This window comes from Coleofasciculus sp. LEGE 07092, assembly GCF_015207375.1.
GTDB lineage: Bacteria > Cyanobacteriota > Cyanobacteriia > Cyanobacteriales > Coleofasciculaceae > LEGE-07092.
The window spans coordinates 38,419-61,453 of sequence record NZ_JADEWY010000021.1 but is presented as its reverse complement, the minus strand read 5'-3'; the positions used below and the strand labels follow the sequence as shown (position 1 = coordinate 61,453).

The 23,035-nt window shown below is 46.6% G+C and carries 23 protein-coding genes and 1 pseudogene; 8 read left to right on the top strand and 16 right to left on the bottom strand.

Going from position 1 to position 23,035, the window contains the following annotated elements:
• Positions 1–126 precede the first annotated feature (126 nt).
• Positions 127–603, top strand: a pseudogene (locus IQ257_RS07700) (PfkB family carbohydrate kinase); the annotation flags it as partial.
• 125 nt (positions 604–728) lie between these two features.
• Here IQ257_RS07700 and IQ257_RS07695 read toward each other — a convergent pair.
• The 8 genes from IQ257_RS07695 to gmd form a co-directional block, all read right to left on the bottom strand.
• Positions 729–1,004, bottom strand: a complete 276-nt coding sequence (locus IQ257_RS07695; RefSeq protein ID WP_193872797.1) for a MoaD/ThiS family protein — start codon at positions 1,002–1,004, stop codon at positions 729–731.
• A gap of 88 nt (positions 1,005–1,092) precedes the next feature.
• Positions 1,093–2,397: a threonine synthase gene (gene thrC, locus IQ257_RS07690; RefSeq protein WP_193872796.1), complete on the bottom strand. Its 1,305-nt coding sequence runs from the start codon at positions 2,395–2,397 to the stop codon at positions 1,093–1,095.
• A 159-nt stretch (positions 2,398–2,556) separates the two neighbouring features.
• A complete protein-coding gene (locus IQ257_RS07685; protein WP_193872795.1) occupies positions 2,557–3,825 on the bottom strand; it encodes a ribulose bisphosphate carboxylase small subunit in 1,269 nt (422 codons plus the stop codon).
• A gap of 49 nt (positions 3,826–3,874) precedes the next feature.
• Entirely contained in the window at positions 3,875–4,714 is an 840-nt protein-coding gene (locus IQ257_RS07680) for a carbohydrate ABC transporter permease (protein ID WP_193872794.1), read from the bottom strand.
• A 60-nt stretch (positions 4,715–4,774) separates the two neighbouring features.
• Positions 4,775–5,356: a 5-formyltetrahydrofolate cyclo-ligase gene (locus IQ257_RS07675; RefSeq protein WP_193872793.1), complete on the bottom strand. Its 582-nt coding sequence runs from the start codon at positions 5,354–5,356 to the stop codon at positions 4,775–4,777.
• Positions 5,357–5,363: 7 nt separating this feature from the next.
• Positions 5,364–6,074 (bottom strand): hypothetical protein, encoded by a 711-nt coding sequence (locus IQ257_RS07670; protein WP_193872792.1) that lies wholly within the window; start codon positions 6,072–6,074, stop codon positions 5,364–5,366.
• Positions 6,075–6,114: 40 nt separating this feature from the next.
• On the bottom strand, positions 6,115–7,059 hold the full coding sequence (gene fcl, locus IQ257_RS07665; RefSeq protein WP_193872791.1) for a GDP-L-fucose synthase: 945 nt from the start codon (positions 7,057–7,059) through the stop codon (positions 6,115–6,117).
• Positions 7,060–7,294: 235 nt separating this feature from the next.
• On the bottom strand, positions 7,295–8,389 hold the full coding sequence (gene gmd / locus IQ257_RS07660; RefSeq protein WP_193872790.1) for a GDP-mannose 4,6-dehydratase: 1,095 nt from the start codon (positions 8,387–8,389) through the stop codon (positions 7,295–7,297).
• Between the two features lie 15 nt (positions 8,390–8,404).
• Between gmd and IQ257_RS30695 the strand changes: the two genes are divergently transcribed.
• The gene (locus IQ257_RS30695; RefSeq protein WP_265586109.1) at positions 8,405–8,533 is read left to right on the top strand and encodes a hypothetical protein; all 129 of its coding nucleotides are present in this window, start codon (positions 8,405–8,407) and stop codon (positions 8,531–8,533) included.
• 162 nt (positions 8,534–8,695) lie between these two features.
• Here IQ257_RS30695 and IQ257_RS07655 read toward each other — a convergent pair whose 3' ends face one another.
• The 4 genes from IQ257_RS07655 to IQ257_RS07640 all read right to left on the bottom strand — a co-directional run bounded on the left by IQ257_RS07655 (position 8,696) and on the right by IQ257_RS07640 (position 11,744).
• Positions 8,696–9,427, bottom strand: a complete 732-nt coding sequence (locus tag IQ257_RS07655) for a sugar transferase (RefSeq protein ID WP_193872789.1) — start codon at positions 9,425–9,427, stop codon at positions 8,696–8,698.
• A gap of 54 nt (positions 9,428–9,481) precedes the next feature.
• On the bottom strand, positions 9,482–10,663 hold the full coding sequence (locus tag IQ257_RS07650; RefSeq protein ID WP_369076419.1) for a glycosyltransferase: 1,182 nt from the start codon (positions 10,661–10,663) through the stop codon (positions 9,482–9,484).
• Between the two features lie 165 nt (positions 10,664–10,828).
• The gene (locus IQ257_RS07645; RefSeq protein WP_322744241.1) at positions 10,829–11,239 is read right to left on the bottom strand and encodes a hypothetical protein; all 411 of its coding nucleotides are present in this window, start codon (positions 11,237–11,239) and stop codon (positions 10,829–10,831) included.
• A gap of 133 nt (positions 11,240–11,372) precedes the next feature.
• Positions 11,373–11,744, bottom strand: a complete 372-nt coding sequence (locus tag IQ257_RS07640) for a hypothetical protein (protein WP_228060508.1) — start codon at positions 11,742–11,744, stop codon at positions 11,373–11,375.
• Between the two features lie 419 nt (positions 11,745–12,163).
• On the opposite strand from IQ257_RS07640, the gene IQ257_RS29885 reads away from it, so the two are divergent.
• The 4 genes from IQ257_RS29885 to IQ257_RS07625 all read left to right on the top strand — a co-directional run bounded on the left by IQ257_RS29885 (position 12,164) and on the right by IQ257_RS07625 (position 15,669).
• Complete coding sequence (locus IQ257_RS29885; protein WP_228060507.1) at positions 12,164–12,307, top strand: hypothetical protein; 144 nt, start codon at positions 12,164–12,166, stop codon at positions 12,305–12,307.
• Positions 12,308–12,365: 58 nt separating this feature from the next.
• Positions 12,366–13,340, top strand: coding sequence for a YdcF family protein (locus IQ257_RS07635; RefSeq protein WP_193872786.1), 975 nt, complete (start codon positions 12,366–12,368; stop codon positions 13,338–13,340).
• Between the two features lie 93 nt (positions 13,341–13,433).
• Positions 13,434–15,179, top strand: a complete 1,746-nt coding sequence (locus IQ257_RS07630; protein ID WP_193872785.1) for an ABC transporter ATP-binding protein — start codon at positions 13,434–13,436, stop codon at positions 15,177–15,179.
• A 139-nt stretch (positions 15,180–15,318) separates the two neighbouring features.
• Positions 15,319–15,669: a hypothetical protein gene (locus IQ257_RS07625; RefSeq protein ID WP_228060506.1), complete on the top strand. Its 351-nt coding sequence runs from the start codon at positions 15,319–15,321 to the stop codon at positions 15,667–15,669.
• A gap of 157 nt (positions 15,670–15,826) precedes the next feature.
• On the opposite strand, the gene IQ257_RS07620 is transcribed toward IQ257_RS07625, so the two are convergent.
• The 4 genes from IQ257_RS07620 to IQ257_RS07605 form a co-directional block, all read right to left on the bottom strand.
• The gene (locus IQ257_RS07620) at positions 15,827–16,270 is read right to left on the bottom strand and encodes a type II CAAX prenyl endopeptidase Rce1 family protein (RefSeq protein WP_193872784.1); all 444 of its coding nucleotides are present in this window, start codon (positions 16,268–16,270) and stop codon (positions 15,827–15,829) included.
• Between the two features lie 238 nt (positions 16,271–16,508).
• Positions 16,509–17,447, bottom strand: a complete 939-nt coding sequence (locus IQ257_RS07615; protein ID WP_322744240.1) for an ABC transporter permease — start codon at positions 17,445–17,447, stop codon at positions 16,509–16,511.
• A gap of 43 nt (positions 17,448–17,490) precedes the next feature.
• Entirely contained in the window at positions 17,491–18,612 is a 1,122-nt protein-coding gene (locus IQ257_RS07610) for an ABC transporter substrate-binding protein (RefSeq protein ID WP_193872783.1), read from the bottom strand.
• 30 nt (positions 18,613–18,642) lie between these two features.
• Positions 18,643–19,785 carry an ABC transporter ATP-binding protein gene (locus IQ257_RS07605; protein WP_193872782.1) on the bottom strand — a complete coding sequence of 381 codons (1,143 nt, stop codon included), beginning with the start codon at positions 19,783–19,785 and terminating at the stop codon, positions 18,643–18,645.
• 359 nt (positions 19,786–20,144) lie between these two features.
• On the opposite strand from IQ257_RS07605, the gene mrdA reads away from it, so the two are divergent.
• Positions 20,145–21,950 (top strand): penicillin-binding protein 2, encoded by a 1,806-nt coding sequence (mrdA, locus tag IQ257_RS07600; RefSeq protein ID WP_193872781.1) that lies wholly within the window; start codon positions 20,145–20,147, stop codon positions 21,948–21,950.
• A 321-nt stretch (positions 21,951–22,271) separates the two neighbouring features.
• Complete coding sequence (locus IQ257_RS07595) at positions 22,272–23,021, top strand: glutathione peroxidase (RefSeq protein ID WP_193872780.1); 750 nt, start codon at positions 22,272–22,274, stop codon at positions 23,019–23,021.
• Positions 23,022–23,035 lie beyond the last annotated feature (14 nt).

Genomic DNA, 23,035 nt, shown 5'->3' with positions numbered 1-23,035 from the left:
TGTCAGTTAGGCAGTGTTAGCCTGTGAACAGAGTGCTGCCGACAGTTCTGGATGAAGCAGGAAGAAAGCATCAAAGTGTACAACTATTTATAGTGTTGAGTAGCTTTGAGTAGGTCTTTTGTAACGGTACCTGTCATTCTTGATCCGGCACCTGCTCAGGAACTTCCCACCGAACTTTACCCACTGGTGGATATTATCACCCCTAATCAATTAGAAGCCAGTCAACTAGTAGGCTTTCCCGTCAACGACAGAGAAACTGCCCAACAAGCTTCAGCCATATTGCAACAGTGGGGTGTCGGTACAGTTATTGTTAAACTGGGCGCTCTGGGTGTCTGCTGTACCACTGCCTCCGATAGTTTTTTTGTTCCAGCTTTCTCCGTCCAAGCGGTGGATACGGTAGCGGCTGGAGATGCATTTAATGGTGCTCTAGCCGCAGCTTTGGCAGAGGGATTTTCTATGAGGCAGGCTGTTGTGTGGGGAGCCGCAGCCGGTGCGATTTCTGTTACCCAAGCAGGAGCACAGCCTTCGATGCCGGATCGGGAGAGGTTCAACCAATTTATCAAAGATATGGATAAGGCAGTGGTTCGACAGGTGGAACACTGAGCGCTCACGCCGAAGTCTTGTCGAAGTGCTCACCAATCAGGCAGAAGGCAGGAGAGAAAGGTGGGGTAATAATTCCCATTCTTCTTCTCACCCCTACACCCTAAAAAAACACCCCATTGATCATTTCAACCTCCAGCAACGGCTGGCACGATGCTCACTTCATCTCCATCTTTAAGAGATGTGTTCGTACCCTCTAGAAAACGAATGTCTTCACTGTTGACGTAGAAATTCAAAAAGCGACGAGGTTTACCTTCGTCATCGCACAGGCGTCCTTTAATACCAGGACAACTTTTTTCTAGGGAGTCAAGCAATTCAGTCACACTGTTAGCTGTACATTCGAGTGTTGCTTGATCGTTGGTGAATTTTTGCAGGGTGGTAGGAATCAGAACTTTAACAGCCATAGTTGGATTTTAGATTCTAGAGAATTTTATAGTTCCATGTTCCCCCCTTATGAAGGGGGGCTAGGAGGGTAGAAAGGAAAGCCAGTTTTTAAACCAAAACTTGCTGCCACTCAAGGCGATCAAGAGTACGCGATCGCTCTAATGCCCGCTCGAAACTATCTAGCTTCGGCTCAATGGTTAAGGGTTCACCGATGTAGCCTTGAACAGCTTCCTGGGTTTTAAGTCCATTACCAGTAATGAATGCAACCGTGGTTTCATCGGGGTCAATTTTCCCAGCTTCTACCAATTTCTTCAGTACGGCAATCGTAGTGCCACCAGCGGTTTCTGTAAAGATGCCTTCGGTTTCTGCCAGCAGCTTCATCCCTTCTACAATTTCGGCATCGGTGACGGATGCGATCGCGCCGCCAGTTTTCTGGGCAATTTCAAGGGCATAGATACCATCAGCAGGGTTGCCAATAGCGATAGATTTAGCAATCGTGCTGGGTTTGACAGGTGTTACAAAGTCCCGTCCTTCCCGGAATGCTTGGGCAATGGGGGAGCAACCTTCTGCCTGTGCGCCACTGAAGCGCACTGCTTTATCATCCACTAGCCCCACTTTAATGAATTCCTGGAAACCTTTATAGATTTTGGTATACAGGGAACCCGACGCCAGAGGCGCAACGATGTGATCCGGTAACTGCCAGCCGAGTTGTTCAGCAACTTCAAAGCCTAGGGTTTTTGAGCCTTCCGAATAGTAGGGACGCAAATTAATATTGACGAAGCCCCAGCCGTGAGTATTGGCAACTTCGCAGCAGAGACGGTTAACTTGATCGTAGTTCCCTTCTACAGCCATGACGGTGGGGTTGTAGATCAGGGTGCCTAAGACTTTACCCGCTTCTAAGTCAGCCGGGATAAAGACACAACAGTCTAACCCTGCATGGGCAGCAATCGCCGCCGTAGAATTTGCCAAGTTACCCGTACTGGCACAGGAGACGGTAGAGAATCCCAATTCTCTAGCTCTAGTCAATGCTACTGACACCACCCTATCTTTGAAGCTGAGGGTGGGCATATTGACTGCATCATTCTTTATATATAAGTTTTTCAGACCCAGGCGTCGTGCTAACCGATGGGATTTCACCAAGGGAGTCATGCCCGTACCCACGTCGATGGGATTGTCGGTAGCAACGGGTAAGAAGGGACGGTAACGCCAAATAGAATTTGGTCCTGCCTGAATGGTTTCGCGGGTGACATGACGGCGCAGGGCGTCGTAGTCGTAGGAAACTTCTAACGGACCGAAGCAGAACTCGCAAACGTGAAGTGCTTGCAGTTCGTATTCAGCACCACACTCTTTGCACTTGAGGTTTTTAAAGGTGGCAGATGTACTTGATGTGTGGGGGGTTGTCGCCTGGATCATGGATGCAGCCTCTCCATCTCTCTCTAATTAACTAGTCGCCTGATAGTAACACAAGCCCAAAACCCCGTCAAACATACCCGACTTTTTTTGTCGGGATTGATTCAATAAAAAAATAGCCCTCACCCCCAGAGTTGGGAAAGGGGCTGGGGGTGAGGGCTATCAACGAGAACTTTTACCGTTAGGTTGTTGGATAACGGTTTCCACAACACGCCGTTTAGCTTTGGGGTCAATCCCAATTAAGCGCACGTATTCATCGCTATACTCAGCAAGGCAGTCCTCCAACGCGGCGATCGCTTCTTTCTCCTTGTTACTATCAATGGCAGGACAACTCTTCCAGGAATTAATCCGCATCCGGCGTTCATCCGCGTGTTCCATGCCAATGCGATATCCCCCTTCAATCAACTGGCGCAACTGATTGAGTACGTCTGAGCTTAATTGCGAACTAGACTCCTTGAACCCGTTAGACGCTGTGGACTTTTCAACTTGTTTTAGTTCACGCTTAAACTCTTGACGAGGGGTGGCATCCCCAAAACCTTGAGCAGGTGAGGATGCAGCTTGGTTATACTCTTGTGCCAACCGTGTAGACTGGACTCGATTTTGCTCTCCAACCATTTGTTGTCCAGACTCGATCAAATGAGGCAGACTGAAATCGGGTGGGTGAAATTCTGGGGGTTTTTCGGCACTATTAACAACACGAGCACTAACTCGCTCAATTCCTACCTCTTGGATGAACTGGCGAACTTGCTCGTCGTAAAGACGCGATCGCAGTGCGCCAAAAAAGTCAATCGACTGATTGGGAAAAGTATCAACCAACTCTTCCATATCACTCTTCGAGAGCCCATCCCCTTCAAAAATACCGCCAACAATTCCAATTCGGTCGTTTCTATCGGGTTCCCAGTAGAACTTCTCCATCCGTCCATCCCGAATCAACGGTGCATATAACGTGGAAAAATCATTCCCGGTGACAATAATGGGGACGCGATGCAGGGGTGTTGAGTCATAACTACCAGGGAGTTGTACATCGGTTGGCTTATCGGCAATATTCATTAAGGTGCCATTCACCAACTGACTATTCACGGTATACTGAGTGGCTGCATCAATCCGTCCTACTCCGGCATCCAAGTCATTAATCATCAGCACACACATCTTGCCGTGTACCTTAATCAACTCGGCTGCTTCTCGATAGCGCAGGCGAATCAAGCGAGCTGGGTCTCCGGCATCGGGACTTTCCATCTCACCTGCCGACATATGAACTACCTCAATACCCATGCGTTCAAACACGAGTTCGCATTGAAAAGATTTTCCCTCTCCTTTACGTCCATGAATTCCAAGAATTAAGGGAACCCGGACTTTCGACAAGTCAAGAAAGTTTTTTGTGATGTGAATAGATACTTTATCGAGAAAGCGAGGTGAAATGTAGTAACTCATCGTTGGCGTAATAGAGACTAAATGAGAAGAAGTACAATGCCATTCTCCCTTAACCCTTCACCCCACTCCCAGTATCCGTCGGCACAATATAACGCTGCATGAAACTAAAAAACAGCAGCACGGGCGTAATTGATATCACCGATCCAGCCGCAATCAAACGCCAATCTAAAGAAAACGTTCCAGCAAGAGTAGCGACACCCAAAGGTAGGGTGTAATATTCCGGTCGATCCAGAACAATGAGGGGCCAGAGAAAATCACTCCAAGAACCAATAAAGACAAAGATTGCCAACGTCACTAGTGCTGGACGCACGGCTGGCAGCATAATATGCCACCACAACCCCAACTCCGTACAACCATCAATCCGGGCTGCTTCTTCAAGTTCTTTGGGAACCCCTTGAAACGCTTGCCGCAATAAGAAAATACCAAACGCAGAAGCAAGGCTGGGAAAAATTATCCCCAAATAAGTATTTCTCAAACCCAACTGCACTGCCAGAATGTAGAGGGGAATCATGACAATCTGGAAAGGAATCATGATTGTTGAGACAATCACTGCAAAAATCGCCTCTCGCCCCCAGAACTCCAGCCGCGCTAGGGGGTAAGCCGCTAGGGAACACAGCAGCAGATTCAAACCAACCGTAAGAACCGCAACGACAGTACTGTTAAACAGATACGTGCCAAAGGGATGGCTTTGCCAAACCTGAACAAAATTATCAAATGTTGGCTGACTGGGTAATAACTGGGGGGGAAACCGAAAGATATTTTCTGTTGCGGACTTTAAGGACGTGCTGATCAGCCAGAATAATGGGAAAAGCATCACAAAAGCGATCGCTGCCAACAGCCCATACATCCAGAAATTTTTCCACAGTTGCTTACCGATAGAGCGACTCATCCTGTCATTTTTAAATAGTCTTTACTCTACCAGATAAATTCTGTACAAAATCCACCCTGACTAGAATTCAGGAAGACTGGCTACCATTCTCAGCCCCCCCTCTGTACAAACAGCGTGTAGCGATTTGTCCCAAGAATCGACAGGTAACTGAGACAAGCAAGCAAAATCAAACACAATGCCAATCGTAGGCTTAGACGCCCACTCCACCGAACTCAACAGGCGATCGTAAAATCCCCCCCCATACCCCAAACGATATCCCCAGACATCACAAGCCACAGCCGGAACCAGAATTAAATCTACCTCATCGGGCTTTAACGTCAGAGAATCCGGGTGAGGTTCAAAAATGCCATAGGCTCCCGGTTGCAGTGGTTCTCCGAGCTTCCAGCTATGCCAGGAGAGGGATTTGTCCACACATCGAGGCAAACCCCAACGGTGTTGAGAACCCCTAAACAGGGGACTCAAATCGGGTTCTTGGCGAAAGCTGAAATACGCCAAAATTGTTTTTGCCCGGACAAACAACGGTGAAGATTGCAGATGAGAACAAATGCGATCGCTCTTTTCCCGCCAGTCTTCCACAGGCATTGATTGCCGTCGCTTTAACAGCACCCGACGTAATTCGGCTTTGGTTAGCTGTTGTCCCACGCTACTATTACTCTCTCGAACTGTTTATTGTATAAGCTTGCCAAGCCAGTTCAAGAGTTGCCAGTTCGCTCCACACATCATCAGTATTCCGCAATGCCAACAGCCTTGTAGCACATTCATCCCGTCCCAATATGCTGCAAGCCCAAGAAACCAAATTTTCAAAACCAGCAGGCTTTCCATTCGGATAGTACCAAGTTGAGCCAGATTTAGCTGTTTGCCCGTTTGGATAATTCCACCTTAAAGCAACTTTGGCAGTTTGTCCGTTCGGATAAGTCCAAACCGATCCAAACCTAGCAGCCTGTCCGTTCGGGTAATTCCAATTCGACCGAAATTTCGCCGTTTGCCCATTCGGGTAGTTTAATACAGACCTGCCCCATTGTTCGGCAACACCACAAGCTAACTGCTGCTGACTCTCCACTAAACGAACAAGATCGCTACGAGCTTCGGCAATTTGGGCAAGCCGCGTCATAACCGTTAAGTCAACACAATCGGGCGGGGCTGTCGATAGCGGCGCTGCCACCGCCGTGGACGGTTGGGCAGTGGCACAGTAACGATTTTCCAAGGTAGCAAGATTCTCATCCTCTAAGCGCTCCCCCATCGCTAGGCGACGCACCTCACGGATTTGGCGACATTGCTCGGAATTGGCTGAGGCGCGATCGGCAAAGCAAAGCAGAAGTAGGGGAACCAGTGATAATAAAACTCGGATAGCAGGTTTCATGGAGACAGACACCCCTAAGTTGTTATTTTTTGATGGGCAATTATTTACCTCTGATGCCACTATAATTCTCTAAAAACCACTGATAAGTGAGTTCAAGTCCTTCTTTTAAAGAGGTTTCCGCTTTCCACCCCACTGCATTCAGTTTAGAGGTATCTAACAGTTTGCGCGGTGTTCCATCCGGTTTAGAGGTATCGAAACTTAAATCCCCTTCATACCCGACAACAGCTTTGATTAAAAAGGCTAGTTCTTTGATAGAAACCTCTTCACCCGTGCCGACGTTCACGAATTCTATGTTGTTGTAATTTTCCATCAAGAAAATTAAGGCGTTCGCTAAATCCTCTACATATAAAAACTCCCTGAGCGCCGCACCCGTTCCCCAAATTTCAACGGAGTCCGCCTTGTTAATTTTAGCTTCATGAGTTTTGCGGATGAGGGCAGGGAGAACATGAGAGTTCGCTAAATCGAAATTATCCTGGGGTCCGTACAGATTGGTTGGCATCGCCGAGATAAAATTCACACCATACTGACGGCAGTAATTTTCGCAGAGTTTTATGCCTGTGATTTTAGCGATCGCATAGGGTTCGTTGGTGGGTTCCAAAAAGTCCGTGAGCAGATAGTCTTCTTTCATCGGCTGCGGACAAAATTTGGGGTAGATACAAGAAGAACCCAGAAAAATCAGCTTTTTGGCATTGTACAAATAAGCGCTATGAATAATATTCGACTCAATCATTAAGTTTTCATAGATAAACTCGGCGCGGTAAGTATTGTTAGCATTAATACCGCCCACTTTTGCTGCCGCTAAAAAAATGTATTCGGGGCGTTCGGCAGCAAAAAAGTTTTCTACCTCTGTTTGTCTTCTCAGGTCAAGTTCTTGGCTGGTTTTCAGGATAAGATTGTTATAACCGTTTTTGCGTAAGGTTTTGACAATAGCACTACCAACCAAGCCGCGATGACCTGCTACATAGATTTTTGCGTCTTTTTCCATAAAACGTTTTAAGTTAATTGTTACTTAATGTTAAGTTGCCCGATTGCCTGGGATGGACTCGGACACTTTCTTACTTATTGTCTAGGGTCTGAAAACGGATAGCAATGGATCGCTAGTGCAATATGGCAGAAATAACCCCAGAGAAAGTTTTTCCAACTGATGGACAATACGCACCACGCTGCACTAACGATTAACAACCGCCTAGACTGATTGGTTACGATGAATACGCTCGAACTCAATCAACAAGGCTACTAGCCATGTGCTGCTGGCGGTTGTAGGCGTTATCCTTCTCCTTCTCAAATAGTGCTGGCCCCTCGCCGCTAGGCGATGAATGACCTAAAATGTGCAAATCTGCTTCCACCATCAAAGCGACTAACTGCTCAAACGTCACAGAAGGCTGCCACCCTAATTTTTGATTGGCTTTTGTCGGGTCGCCGATCAGTAAATCTACTTCAGCCGGACGCAGGTAGCGGGGATCAAACTCCACATAGTCGTGCCAGTCTAGATTGACGCACTTAAATGCCAGATCCAAAAATTCCCGAATGGAGTGAGTTTCTCCCGTAGCAACGACGTAATCGTCGGCTTTATCTTGCTGAAGCATCAGCCACATTGCCTTAACGTAGTCTTTGGCATAGCCCCAGTCTCGCTTGGAATCCAAGTTACCAAGGTAAAGCTTTTTCTGCTGACCTGCAACAATCCGAGCTAGCGCCCTTGTAATCTTGCGTGTGACAAATGTTTCACCCCGACGTGGCGATTCGTGGTTGAACAGGATGCCATTACAGGCAAATATCCCATAGGACTCGCGATAATTTAGGGTTTGCCAATGGGCATAAACCTTAGCACAAGCGTAGGGACTGCGGGGATAAAAGGGTGTCGTTTCCTTTTGAGGAACGTCTTGAACCTTGCCAAACATCTCTGAAGAACCCGCTTGATAGAAACGCACATCAATACCAGTTCGATGTCGGTAGTCTCGAATGGCTTCGAGCAGCCGTAGTGTACCCATACCCACCGAGTCAACGGTATACTCCGGCGAGTCGAAACTAACACGAACGTGGGATTGAGCTCCCAAGTTGTAAATTTCTACGGGCTTGACTTCCTCTAGAATGCGGCGCAATGTTACGCCATCAGTCAAGTCACCGTAGTGCAGAAATAACTGAACTCCTTGTTTGTGAGGGTCTTCATAAATGTGGTCAATGCGATCGGTATTAAAGGTTGAAGTCCGCCGGATAATCCCGTGAACTTCATAGCCTTTGTCCAGGAGTAATTCACTCAAGTAGGAACCGTCTTGACCTGTAACACCCGTAATTAGCGCTCGCTTGCGTTGGGTCATTATTGTAATCTTCCTGTGACGACTATAGACACTCGCGGCAGCTACTGCTTGCCTGGAGAAAGCGAATATCCCAGCAACCCTGGTGAGGATGAGGGGAGATTATTCCCTAAAGTTAACCTAAACTTTGTAGCTTGGTTGTGGTAAATGATGCTAAATAGCATCCAGAACCAAGTTAATGATGAATGATGAACAAAGAAACAACATTGTTAAGAGTTGTATTGAGTTTTCCTGAAAACTCAATTTCTTATCTGTAACAAAGTTAGTTTCTTTATCTATCATCATCCATCGTTTTCCAAGGCTTTTAGGTTAATAAGCACCGTTATTTTTGGGTGATATCATCACGCCAATTGTTTTCACAATCAACCAAAAATCCAGCCAGACATTTCGGAAATTAACGTAGTAAATATCCATCTGAACACGACGTTGATAGGGAATATCATTACGTCCTGATACTTGCCATAAGCCTGTAATTCCCGGTTTGATCGTTAGAACTTTGTCCATATGAAACCCATATTTATGGACTTCTTCAGGCACTAAAGGTCTTGGTCCAACTACACTCATATCTCCTTTCAACACATTCCAGAACTGCGGAAACTCATCCAGGCTGGTATAGCGCAAAAACTTACCAATTCCCGTCACCCGAGGATCTTCTTTGATCTTGAAATTATCCTCGAACTCCTGACGCATATCTGGGTATTGTGTAATCAGTTCTATCAACAGCTCATCAGCATTTTCTACCATGGTTCTGAATTTAAGGCAACCAAAAGGTTTGTAATCTTTACCTACCCGTTCCTGAACATAAAAAATAGGTCCGGGCGAACTGATGGCAATCAGGAGGGCTAAAAGCAGGTAAAGCGGCAAAAACAACATGAGAACCGACAACGAAAATACAACATCAAACAGCCGTTTGGCAAAATTTCCGTCTAGGCGATATCGAGACAGACCTCTGGGTCTGATGCGCGAGGCGGGTGCCTGGAACCCTCGCTTCACGAACGCTCGCAATATCTTGACGGAGATAAGTTGGCTTTGAGCAGTCATCTTACTCCTTCACTTCACACCACACGTCACGATCATAAAGCCAGAAGAGGCTGGCTACGGCGAATAGGACTCGGGAAACTTGAAGTTGTCAGCAGAAAATCCTGACTTATGGTCTTGATAGCACCGTTCTACAAACGTCAGATAGCGATCGCTAAAAATCTCAGGAGCAAATTTAGCAGCGTTCAATCGAATCTGTTCGGGACTAAATGCTGCTGAGGATGCCTCGAAAGTTTTCACGGCTTCGATTAGGGCGACAGGAGTTTGCTCTTGAAACAACAGACCTGTCCCCCTATCGGGATGTTTCCGAATATCGTGCACAGTTTCCAATGCCCCACCCGCACCGTAAGCAATCACTGGCGTACCACAGGCTTGGGCTTCCACGAGGGCAATGCCAAAATCTTCACAGGCAGCATAGACAAAGGCTTTTGCTTCTGCCATATACCGCTCGACTTCAGCATCGGTTACAAATCCCAGTACTTGGACATTAGGCTTTGCTAGTTGGCGGATTTCCTGTAACTGAGCTCCCTCACCAATGACAATCAGTGGATATCCCAATTGATTGAACGCTTGAACAATCAACGCAATTTGTTTGTAACTAACGATGCGGGAAACAGTGAGATAGTAGTCTGATTTTTTAGCTTGGAAGGGAAAGCGGTCAACATTAACGGGTGGATAAATTACGTGAGCCTGACGCCTGTAACAACGCCAGATTCGTCGTGCCGTATGTAGAGAGTTAGCAATAAAGTAGTCCACCCGATTTGCCGAAAGCACATCCCACTGGCGCAACTGATGAAGCAAATACCGAGTCATTGCGCCTTGCAGACCACGCCCCATTCTGCTACTACCTAAGTAGTCAAATGTCAAGTCCCAGATGTAGCGCATGGGTGTATGGCAATAGGAGATATGGAGCTGTTGGGGACTGGTGAGTACGCCCTTGGCAACAGCATGGGACGAAGAAAGAATTATATTATAGTCGCGTAAGTCTAGCTGCTCTATGGCTAGGGGTAGCAATGGCAGGTACTTTTGGACGCCATTGCGGGCAAAGGGCAACTGTTGTAGGAAGGTTGTGCCAATAAAGCGCTCAAACAGGTAACTGTGGGGATTAGTCGATTCAAAATCAATCAGGGCATAAAGATCGGCGTCGATGTGCTTTAAGATTTCTCGAACTACTAGTTCTGAGCCGCCCGTTGCTTTGGGAGTCAACCACTCATGAACTAAGGCATATTTCAAGGATATCTACCTATAATGCTTCTGCTTTGTAAGAGCTTACCTTAAGCTGAGACACGTTCTTTAAATTAAAGTGTCACAACCAAGCCAGCTTGAGATTTATCCTAGCGCCAAAACAAAATTAGTGCGATCGCTTCAGTGTCTATCTGACGAGGGGGCTTCTCCCAGTTCTCCCTAGTTACCAGAGCAGTAGGTATTCAACTCATCAACCAGTTGCTTTTCGGGAGTCGTAGCTTGCTGCAAATCTGTCAAAGCCGCTTCTGCCCCCGAACGGTCTTTTTTCTCAAACGCGGTTACGAAATTACGGGTGGCATCGCTGGTATCACGATACATATTTACAAAACCGATTTGGTAGTCTTGGAGTTTTGCGTCTTTCACATCAATGGCTTGCATTTCCGCCGACGCCTTTTCCATAGCATCTGCTGCTTGGAGCATTGCCTGAGGATTGCTGGTTTGACCACCGTTAGTGACGGTTTTGGCTTCACTAACTGCTTTGTTGGCAACTTGGATAATTTTATTGCACTGTGAAACCTTACTTTCTCTACAGCTAACGGTTAACAAGCTGACGGCAGCCGTTACAGTCACTAGGATAAGGTACCGCCTTAGAAAATGCATTAATGCTCTCCTCATGAGTTTTGGGCACTCTCGTTGTCATAGCACATTTTTTTTGTGCGTCATGGGTGATTCGTTGTCGATCAGGGGACAAAATACATTAAGCCTATTCCCAGCTTACTGACTTATCCGTTGCTTCGATAGCAGCAGCAAGGCGTTGCAGTGTTACTGTAAGCTGTCCTAGCTGCTCTAGAGACTCATTTTGATTTTCTGCTAGAGTTTGCACGGCATCGCTTAAGGCAAAGAGCTGATAACCCTGTTGCTGAACTTGGTGTCCTTGGTGCTGTACTTGAACGGCAAGAGCATCTACCCGATCAGCAAGACGTTCAATGGTTTCCGTGGTTGCGAGAACGGCTTCTCCGATTTGTCCGACAATTGACTCTAACCGACAAAGTCGGGCTTCTACAGCAATAGCATCCTTTTTGGCGGTTGGAGTTGGGTTGCTTTGAGCCTTTCCAGTCTGAGCTTGTCTGTTCACCGGCACTTTTTTCTATTCTAAAAGCGAAGTAATTTCATCAAGGGGTGGCAATGTATTGTGCAGATGGGTAAAACTCAGGCGGTGTCGCCAGAAGTCAAACGACAGGGTTGTTGCCTGCATGCTATTATCCATGACGCCTAGGATATCTTCTACAAACTCTCAATGTCCGCTGACCGATTATCCAGCACTATTACACCATAGCCTGACTTTTGCCTTGCTAACACCCTCTTAGAGCCAATATATCCGGCTCCACTGGTTAAAATGACTGGCTTGACTTGTACCACACTAGCACTCTCCAAACTTCTCGTTTTACCTGGACAACTTGACGAGGATAATGATTACTATCAATGGCAGTATAATTCCCGTGTTAGGGTAATCCAAATCTAGGAGCTGGCAGTTGAGGTGTCGCGCCAATGGTGATGAGTACCACAATTACTAACTTGAGACAGGACACGGAGGGCAAGGGGCATGGGGAAAACATAATGCAGTTCCCACTTTTTGACGGTTCCGAATTGATTGATAACTCTATCACTTATGCCATTGCCAATTTTTCTGTGGAGTAGTCAGACTAACACTTAACAACTAACCGCTCACGACCAACCACTTATCAATTTCTTAACAATGTTTGAACTCCTGACCCAAATACTCCTGTGGCTGATAATCGCAGTTATTCTTTACAATCTCTTTAAGAAGGTAATTCCCAAAGAATACTTTACCTTACTTGGGGCTTTACTTCTGTTTGGCTTAATCGTTATAGCATTTTTCTTTCCTGACAATAACGTAGTCTCTACTCTATGGAACGTTATGTCATTTCCACTCAAGCCTGTAGGAGCCTCTATCGTACTCTTGAGCCTTGCCCTACGCAATGGGCTGAAAGCGAAGAATCAGGTTGTGGCAGCATTACTAATTTTGCTAATTTCGAGTACGCCCTTTTTCGCTAACCTGCTGGCTCAAGGCGCTGAACAACAAGCGTTCACTCCTCAGGAAGCCGCAACTCAAACAGCGTCAGCGATTGTAGTACTCGGACAGGGAACCACCCAACCGAACCTGCCACCTCGGACGCAAATTCAATTAACCGACACAGGCGATCGCATTCTTTATGCTGCCCAGCTATATCGAGAGTCAGGCAACCAACCCCTCGTGATCGCTAGTGCTGGTCCAAGACCTAACCTGGAAGGGAGCGGCGCACAGGTTGCTGAGGCTAATGATATCAGGACTTTGCTCGTACAGTTAGGCGTTCCTCAAAATCAGATTGTGGTTGAACCAAAAGGGACAGATTTGCGCACTAGTGCTGAAGCGGTAGAGGATATCTTAAGAAACCGAGGATTAGCCGATAATCGCGTTTTTTTAGTCACCTCTGCCTTTAATAGCCGCCGCGCCCAACGAACCTTTGCTGAGGTCGGTCTGACCAATATTGTTGCCAAACCCACGAATTTCTTCAGGTTCCAACCCGGAGCCACCCCCAGACTCCGCATTCAGATTGAATCCTTTGTCCCCTCTGTAGAAGCGCTTACCGTTACTACACGGATTGTAGAAGAATTCTTGAGTCGGCTTTATTACTTATTGCGAGGTTGGCTAGGAGGAGAACTCATTTGACTTCTAGAGACAGTGGAAATCGGGACTTTCTTTTTGGGACAAAGAAGCTACTATCAGCCGTCGCTTTAACTCAAAAATTGTTACATTTGTAACATGGCTAACTCCCGTCTCCAAAAACTCCTATCCTACCTGCGCCCTCACACCCCCCAGGTATCCCTAGGCATCCTCGCTTTACTGATTGTTAATGGACTCGGTGCCTACATTCCTTGGTTAATTGGGGATAATATTGACGAAATGCGTCCAGCCTTTAGCTTCGATCAAGTCTGGCGTGTAGCTTTGCTCATTCTGATTCTTGCCTCTTTAATGGGGGTGATTCGTTTGGTGTCGCGCATCCTCATATTTGGGGTGGGGCGCAAGGTAGAATTTGACCTAAAGCAAATCATTTTTGAGCACCTGCTGAAGCTAGAACCCTCTTATTTTTCTACAAACACCTCCGGAGACTTAATCAATCGCGCCACCAGTGATGTGGATAACATCCGGCGTTTGGTCGGGTTTGCAGTTTTGAGTTTGGCAAATACTCTCTTTGCCTACGGCATAACACTGCCGTTCATGATGTTGAAGAGTGTGCGGCTAACGCTCATGGCGCTTGCTGTTTATCCATTGATGTTGATTACCGTTCAGCTTTTTAGCGAGAAACTGCGTAACCAGCAGCAATCTGTGCAGGAGGAACTCTCCAACCTGAGCGAACTCATTCAGGAAGATATGAGTGGCATATCCCTGATTAAAATTTATGCGCAAGAAGAAAATGAGCGTCGCGCCTTCCGAGGGCTCAACCAAAAACTACTGAGAGCTAATCTCAATTTGGCAAGAACCCGAAACGTTCTATTTCCAGTGATTGAAGCACTTTCCTATGTCAGCTTGCTAATATTACTGTGGTTCGGTTCTGGCTCGATTGCCACGGGTGCTATCTCAATCGGTGATTTTGTAGCGTTGATTCTCTACGCAGAACGGTTAGTTTTTCCCACAGCACTGCTCGGTTTCACGATTACTGCCTATCAGCGGGGTGAAGTCAGTGTTGATCGTGTTGAGTCGATTGTGACAATTGAGCCTAAAATTCAAAATTCTCCTGATGCGATTGAACTTCCCAAACCCGTTAACGGTCAGATTGTAGCCAAAAATCTCAGCTATACCTATCCGGGTGCGACAACTCCGGCACTCAACAATGTAAGTTTTATGATTAATCCGGGGGAAACCGTAGCCATTGTGGGCGCGATTGGTTCAGGCAAATCCACGCTGGCTAACGTCTTACCTCGCCTATTAGCGATTGGTGCCAATCAGTTATTTCTGGATGGACAGGATGTGACAACGCTGCGGTTACAAGATTTACGAGCAGCGATTGCGTATGTTCCCCAAGATAGCTTTCTTTTCAGTACCAGCATCAAGAATAACATTCGCTATGGTTCGCCGTTAAGTGAACAGCCAGAGGTAGAAAACGCTGCCAAGCAAGCGCAAATTCAAACGGAAATTCTCAACTTTCCCCAACAGTATGAAACCGTGGTAGGAGAGCGGGGAATTACTCTTTCAGGTGGTCAGCGGCAGCGGACAGCTTTGGCAAGAGCGCTCTTAGTTGATGCTCCTGTCCTGATTTTGGATGACGCCCTTTCTAGCGTTGACAATCAAACAGCTACCCAAATTTTAGAAAATCTTTCAACAGGTGTCGATCGCAAAACTGTTATTTTTATTTCCCACCAACTTTCTGCGGCGGCTACTGCTAACCGCATCTTTGTGATGGATGTCGGTAGCATTGTCCAAAGCGGTACTCATTCTCAACTCCTGCAACAACCCGGTCTTTATCAATCACTTTGGAGCCAGCACCAGATTGAAGAATTTTTGCGTTGAACTATCATTTCCCTCGCACATTAGCAATGATGCGCTAGGGCAATGCAAGTATATAGGAGCAGCCCTTTCAAGGTCTTGTTATTTTCCCCAATTTGTAGTTGGCTAAAGAAATCCAAAATGCTGAGGGAAAACAACCAGAATGCTTCTAAGTCAACTCTTTGAGCGCTTCGTAGGAGAAAGTCCTGTCTCGGTCATGGTTCGTGGTCTTCTAGAAATTGTTTTATCTCCTCAAAAACTTGACAAGTTATTTGAGAAAAGCAGCCAAACTCAATACACCAGAGAGCTACTCTTTTCAACGGTGGTGGAAATGATGAGTTCAGTCACTTGTGCAATTAGACCGTCAATACAATTCAAAACAGGTCATGCCCAAGAGCGTTCCTTACTACCTAATATCTTAGCCACAGTCGAAGAAGGAGATGTCTGGATAGCTGACCGGAATTTTTGCACAATGAACTTCTTGAGTGGGATTGTCGCTCAAAAGTCTGGTTAATTTGAGAGCCTTTCTACGTCACCCACGTCTCGAAAAGAAGACAAACTTCCGACTCAAACGCCAGCGTCCTGCCAACCGCCCTCATGTTTCTACTGCTAAGATTCTAGCCCAAACTAAAGCAAAAAAGCTGACACCTTGAAAGGGCTGCTCCTAGATACTATAAATTCAATTTGGAATACCCATCTAATATAAGTAACCAAGTCACAACAACAATCCAATGAATAGCAATAGAAGTCCAGATTGAGTCAGATTGCAAGTAGGAAATTGTTAAGGCAATTCCTAGAACTAGCGTTGACAATAGAAAAACTGAATTCGTGAGAATGTCGAAAGCTTTTTTGTAAAATAAAAATGCATTAATGGGATGACCTACTACATACAAAACTAGGCTTATAAAAACCATAATCAATTGGATTATTATTGGAGTATTACTGGTTTTTCTGGGAAGTAGTAAGACACGAAATAGCAGCTCTTCTGCAAAAGCAGGAAAAAAGAAGCGACTCACTAAAATCTTGACAATACCTATAAAAGATAAAGGCAGCATTCTAACTTCTAAAAGCCCAGATTGAAATCCTATTGGCAAACAAATTAAGGCAACAGTCAATAACAGAAAAGCTGTAACGAACCAACTCTCTAGGGTAGGTACAGTTAGTAGAGCCGAGACGACCTTATGGTAAATTCTTTCCAGGAATTTCATCAGTATCTCTCGATGGCTTTGAATTTATAAGCGATTAAAAAAGTAGACTATTGTCGTAGGCGTTCCTCCCTCAGCAAATTTGGTTGAGGGAGACTGCCTACCGTAGCCTTATTACCTCTGGCAAACCCCTCTATCCTTTGTCCAGCTACCGTTGCGGTTCCATATCCCCGTACTTAATCAAAAGCGCGATCGCAATACTTACCGCAAAAATTAACACCATACTCAACGCCGAACCAAATCCCCAGTTTTGAGTTGCCCCCAGAAACTGGTTATAAATCAAGCGCGATACGGTCATACTGGAAGCACCACCCAATAATTCTGGATCGACAAAATCTCCCAACGCCGTAATAAATACTAAAATAGAACCCGCCGCAATTCCCGCAAAGCTTTGGGGTACGGTTACTTTCCAGAAGGTTTGAATGGGATTGGCACCCAAGTCTGCTGATGCTTCTAACAATTGTCGGTCTAATTTCTCCAACGAAGCATACAGAATTAACACCATGTAAGGCAGGTAACTGTAAGCCATGCCTATCAAAACAGCAGGAGGACGATTTAATAACTCCAAAGCTGGTAATCCAATCGTGGTTAGAACGGTATTAATTACCCCTGTCGGTCTCAAAATTGTAATCCAGGCATAGGAACGCAAAAGTGAGGATGTAAAATTGGGCAGGATAAACCCCAGTAGCAAAAAATTCTGCCAGCGCTTTGGTGCCATTTGAGCAATCCAGTACGCCACCGGAAACCCTAAAATTAGACAGATTGCCGTAGTGCCAACTGCAAAAAAGAGCGATCGGCTCATTACCTGAAGGTTAATGGGTTCAAATACCCGCAGGTAATTATCCAAACCCGATGGATTTACCACATCCCCCGGTCGGATATTGGGTACTAAACTGAGTTCAAAAATCACCAAAGTTGGCAAAACCAGCAGCAGCACCAGCCAAATTCCTGCCGGTACTAACATTACTAAGGGTTCTAACCACTGCCATCGAGGACGTTTTTTTTCTTCTAGAAATGGTGGTTCTGTTAGGTTATCTTTTGAATAAGGAGGTAGAGAGGTCGGGGTAGTTTTTTTATGGGTAGACACGGGTTTCAAGTAGGAATTATGAATTAGAAATTTAAACTTTGATTTAGCCGCTGGTTAGTTTTGTCCAATAGCGATCGTAAACTTCTTCATAGTCTTCGAGAGGGTCGAGGCTTTGACAGTGTTCTAGTGCTGATTTGGGTGGGAACATACTGCGGTTTTCTTTAAGTTCAGAAGGCAGGAGTTTGAAAGCGTCTTGGTTAGGGGTTGCAAAGCTCAATCGTTCGCAAACTTGAGCGGCAACATCAGGTTGCAGCATGAAGTTAATCCAGGCATAAGCTCCCTCTACATTGGGTGCAGTTTTAGGAATAGCTAAGGTATCCATCCACAGGGATGAACCACTGGCAGGTAGTACATATTGCAAATCTCTGTTTTCTGGGATGACTTCATTAGCATCAGAGGAATAACACATTGCAATCATCAAATCCCCACTCAAAATTTGCGGTCGCCACGCATCAGAAGTAAAGGCAGCGAGTGCAGGCTTTAAATCAGCTAACTTTTGATACGCAGCTTGAATGTGTTTAGGATTAGTGGAGTTGTAGGAATAACCCAATACTTTCAAAGCCGCACCCATGACTTCTCGGACATCATTGAGTAAAGTCATGCGTTTTGATAATTGTTGCTGGTACTCCCAAAGATAACCCCAATCTTCGGGTGGAGGTTGTAATTTTTTGGTGTTATAAATTAAGCCTGTTGTTCCCCAACTGACTGGAACTGAGTGCGTGTTGTCGGGGTCATATTCGGGATTTTGAAAACGAGGAAATAACCGATCTAAACTGACAAGACGAGAGCGATCGAGTTCGGTGAGCATCTTCAAACCCATCATTTTCTGTACCATGTAGTCAGAGGGATAGATGATGCTGTATGCGCCACCACCGCCGGCTTGCAGTCGTGCCAGCATTGCCTCATTAGAATCAAAAACATCGGCTATTGCCGCGATGCCTGTTTCTTTTTGAAAGCGGTCTAGCAAATCTTGGTCAGTATAGCCTGCCCAAGTATAGATGTAGAGTACATCCGTTGAACTTTGAGCGGTGGTTGTCGATTGCACATTAGCGAGCGTCCAGCCACAACTTGATAGGGTCAGGGCAGGTAATGCAGTCGCCGCTACCTGCAAGAACTGACGGCGTGTAGGGCGTCTTGGAAATGGCTGGCGAGAGTCGTTAGTCATCGGTCGTTAGTTATTAGTCATTAGTGCTGTTTATACATATGATCGCTCCTCTAAGGCTAAACAATCGGTGGCAGCCCAGCGAGCATAGACTGGGGTGTGGGGTTCTGGTAATTTGTTAGTGGTGTTGGGTAGCATGACCGTTAAGCGATCGCCACTCAATAACTCCACGACATAATGAATATGAGTCCCCAAGTACATCACGTGCTTAAGACGACCTTCAAAGCAATTAATGGCTGAGGTTGGAGGCGAAAGACTCAAGCGAATTTTCTCGGGGCGTATAATGACAATAACGTCCTTGGAATTGCCAGGGACTTCTTGTACCGACTTGGACTGCACCACAATTTTCAAACCGGTTGGGGTGGCAACCTGGATACTTCCGGTATCAACGGCTTCCAAGCGTGCTTTAAACAGATTGGTATCGCCAATAAAATCTGCAACAAACGGTGTGCGGGGACTGTCGTAAATTTCTGTTGGGCTGCCGATTTGCTCAATTTTTCCGCCCCGCATGACCGCGATTCGGTCAGACAAACTCAGCGCTTCTTCTTGGTCGTGAGTGACCATTACAAAAGTCAACCCCAAGTCTTGATGTAGGTTTGACAATTCGACCTGCATTTCTTTGCGCAGTTTGAAATCCAATGCTCCCAAGGGTTCGTCAAGTAACAGGACTGCCGGACGGTTCACCAGCGCCCGTGCTAGCGCCACCCGTTGCTGTTGTCCCCCCGAAAGATTACTTGGAAACCGATTGGCATAGGTTTCCATTTTCACTTGTTTGAGAGATTGTTTGACCCGCTCTTCGACGTCCGCCGCCTTGAGCTTTTTGAGTCGCAGACCAAAAGCAATATTTTCCCAGACAGTCAGGTGATTGAATAAGGCGTAGCTTTGAAAGACGGTGTTTACCGGTCGGCGGTGGGGAGGGATTTGATTCATGGATTGACCCTGAATTAGCACCTCACCAGCGGAGGGCAAATCAAATCCTGCGACTAAGCGGAGGGTGGTTGTCTTTCCGCAACCCGATGGACCAAGAATGCTAAAAAATTCCCCCCGCCGGATACTCAGATCAATACCCCGAACGGCTGTCTCTCCATTGAAAACCTTGAAAACCTTACGGAGTTCAACGTCAAGCTCGGCAGTAGTATCCGGAGCGCGATGTTCTGTAACGGAAGTTTGAGACATAGTAGTTAATTTAACAGCTCAAGAAGCCCTACTTGGAAAGCAAAGTCTGTTTGGTGTAAATTCCTTCACCCTCATTTTCTTGTATGGGTCTATTTTATCTGTCTACTCTAGCGTCTTGATGAGTTATTATTTCACCTCAAGTTTCCTTGACAAGGATCGGCAGGAAGACCCGTTCTGGGTCAAGGAATGAGAAAATAGCTGTCTGCTGCCGTTCGGAGTAAATTGATGAGTGCCAATAGACCCCACCCGCTAGACAATGAACGCCCCCTTCTCCTTCGATGGGGAGAAAATTCAAAAATAAACTTGCAATTGACACTAGACTAAGTAAAATTCGTTGGAGACTCTATCTGCTGTTTGCCATGACCGTGATTCAGCCTTCCTCTATAGGGCGTCAAACAACACCACGTACCGTTGGACGCAGTTACCAATCGATAATTGTCATGCTACTGGTCAGCACTTTCCTTCTGGGAGGGATTGGCTATCGTTTAGCGTATTTACAGTTAATGCAGGGAGACCGCAATCGAGAGCTAGCCGAAAATAACCGAATTCGGCTGGTGCCGAAGCAACCTGTACGGGGTAATATTTTTGACCGTAAGGGGAAAGTGTTGGCAAGTTCTCGGTTATCTCATTCAGTGTTTCTCTGGCCCGCTACGCTCCAGAAGTTAGAATGGACTCAAACTCGCAAGAGCCTGTCCACGCTATTGAATATTCCCGAAGATGAAATTCAACAGCGGGTAGAACGAGCAGGTGCTAACTCGAATTCCCTAATCCGGATTGAACGCGGTCTCAGTCCTGCCCAAATTACAGCCTTGGAAGAATACTCTAGCCAACTCGAAGGGGTAGAGGTAGATATTGAAGCGGTGCGGGGCTATCCGAGTGGGGATTTAGCCGCTCACGTTTTGGGTTATACGGGGGAACTCAACGACGAGGAACTCCAAAAGCGTCGAGCTGAAGGCTACCGTCTTGGCGACATCGCAGGCAAAATGGGTGTTGAGGAGGCATATGAGTCCACGCTCCGGGGAGAATGGGGCGGTCAGCAGGTAGAAGTTAATGGTGCGGGTCGAGTTCTGCGGATTTTGGGAGAAAAAGAGGCGAAATCGGGTACCGATCTCCAGGTTACTCTCGATCTGCCGACGCAGAAAGCAGCGGAGGCAGCATTAGGAGATAGAAAAGGAGCGATTGTAGCTCTCAATCCTAATACGGGTGCTGTCCTGGCAATGGTGAGCCGCCCCACGTTCGATCCCAACATCTTCTCCGGACGCATTACCCCAGCCATGTGGCAGCAACTGCAAGGAAAAGGCAACCCCTTTGTCAACCGAGCAATGCGCGGTTTTCCACCTGCGAGTACTTTTAAGGTTGTGACGCAGACGGCGGGTATGGAATCGGGGAAATTTCCGCCTAATACGATATTGCCGACATTTGCAGCCCTGAATGTAGGTGGTACTTCCTTTGGTGAGTGGAACCATGCCGGATTTGGACCTCTAGGATACAATCAAGCTCTGGCTTGGAGTAGCAATACGTTCCACGGTCAGATTGGTAAGGGGGTTGGTGGACCAACACTAATTGAATGGGCACGGAAATATGGCTTTGGTCAAAAAACGGGCATTGAGCTATCAGAAGAAGCCCCAGGTTTGATTGCCGATGATGCCTGGAAGCGGGAGCGATTTAACTGGGAATGGACAGTTGGGGACACCGTAAATATGTCCATTGGTCAAGGGTTTACTCAGGCAACGCCCTTACAAGTAGCCGTGATGTTTTCTGCACCTGCCAATGGCGGCTATCGGGTCAAACCGCACCTGCTCAAGGATGACGAGGCGGCGAATAATGCGCGGGTGTCGATGGGTATGAAGCCATCAACGATAGAGACACTGCGCAAAGGACTGCGAGCGGTGGTAGATGGGGGTACGGGGCAGGTTTTGAATGTGCCTTACCTGCCGCAGGTGGCTGGTAAGAGTGGTACGGCAGAAGCTCCTCCTGGGAAGCCTCACGCTTGGTTTGGTGCGTTTGCACCCTTTGATAAGCCAGAAATCGTCGTGGTGGCATTTGCCGAGCATTCCGGCGGCGGTGGCAGTTCAGTGGCAGCACCGATGGTGAAGCAGGTTTTGGAGGCTTACTTTAATGTGAAGTCACCGGAAGCACAGCAGGAGAAGAAGAAGCAAAACTGATGGAGAGCGCCTACGGGCTGAAGCTCGGGGCTAGTTCACATCTCTGCACCAGACTCTCTCAATTCGTACACCTAAGGGTAGATGCCAAAGGGTAAACTTCCATGGCTATAGTAGGGCAGGATAGGCAGAGTAGTTTCCTTCCAGGTTGAGACGGGAAGAAAACGGGGTTCGGCTCCGCTCACCCCCCCATGTTTAGGCAAGTTTTTTGGAGCAGTGAAACCGCTCCAACTCAATTTAATGCTTGTCAAAATGAAGTCGTTATGAGTATGATTTAGATCGAGCGCCATCATAATGAGTCCGACCCATACAGGAGAAAAATAGATGTTGAAAAACCGTGAAGGGGAAATAATTCCCGATGTTACGTTCCACCTCCGCTGCGACGGTAAATGGGAGAATGTCACAACCGATGGCCTATTCAAAGGCAAGACGGTCATTGTCTTCGCTTTACCGGGTGCATTTACACCCACCTGTTCTTCCGCCCACTTACCCCGTTACAACGAGTTGGCTGGTGCCTTTAAAAAGAATGGTGTGGATGACATTATCTGCATCTCTGTCAACGATACGTTCGTAATGAACGAATGGGCGAAAGAGCAGAAAGCCAGTAACATTACCCTCATTCCCGACGGTAACGCCGAATTTAGCGAAAAAATGGGAATGCTCGTTAATAAAGAAGAATTGGGTTTTGGCAAGCGCTCGTGGCGTTATTCCATGTTGGTTAAAGATGGCGTCATTGAAAAGATGTTTATCGAACCCGAAGTTGAGGGCGACCCCTACGAAGTGTCTGACGCTGACACCATGCTCAACTACATCAACCCCAAGGCGGTTAAACCAAAATTTGTTTCAATGTTTACCAAAGAGGGTTGTCCCTATTGCGCTCGTGCTAAAAATATGCTGAGAGAGCGGAATGTTGATTTTGAGGAAATCGTATTGGGTAAAGATGCGACCTCTCGCTCTTTACATGCGGTTGCCGGAGTAACAACAACGCCACAAGTCTTTATTGATGGTGAGCGGGTTGGTGGTTCCGATGACCTTGAGAAATACTTGCAGAATCATCCCGATTTTGGCGATTAAATCCGGGAAAAATT